At 62.7% G+C, this 534-nt stretch carries 1 protein-coding gene; it reads left to right on the top strand.

The features are described from left to right. On the top strand, positions 1-534 hold a 534-nt coding region (locus GTW58_RS13890; protein ID WP_168023643.1), incomplete at both ends, for an AI-2E family transporter.

Below are 534 nucleotides of genomic sequence, written 5' to 3'. Positions count from 1 at the left end.
CATCTCCACCGAACCACTCAACGAATGGGTGGACAAGGGCACCAGCGCGATTCAGTACAACTCCTCGACCATTGTGTCCGGAGCGATCTCCTTCGGGTCCACCGCCGGAAACATCGTCACCGGCATGTTGATCATGCTGTTCACGTTGCTGTTCTTCCTGGCCGACGGGGAAAAAATCTGGCTGTTCATGGTCAAGCTCTTCCCGCGCCCTTCCCGCCCGGCGGTCAACGGCGCTGGCCGCCGCGGGTGGCTGTCCCTGGTCCAGTACGTTCGCATCCAGGGTTTCGTGGCATTCATCGATGCCGTTGGTATCGGGTTGGGCGCCTTCCTCCTGGGGGTGCCGCTCGCGGTTCCGCTGGGCATTCTGGTTTTCCTGGGCTCGTTCATTCCCCTGGTGGGTGCCATCCTGACCGGGATCATCGCGGTGTTGGTCGCCCTGGTGGCCAACGGGCCGTGGATCGCCCTGGGCATGCTTGGAGTCGTGGTCCTGGTCCAGCAGCTGGTGTCCAACGTCCTGCAGCCGTCGATCATGCG

This window comes from Kocuria subflava (assembly GCF_012163155.1).
Lineage (GTDB): Bacteria > Actinomycetota > Actinomycetes > Actinomycetales > Micrococcaceae > Kocuria > Kocuria subflava.
This window is presented reverse-complemented; position numbering and strand designations above follow the sequence as displayed.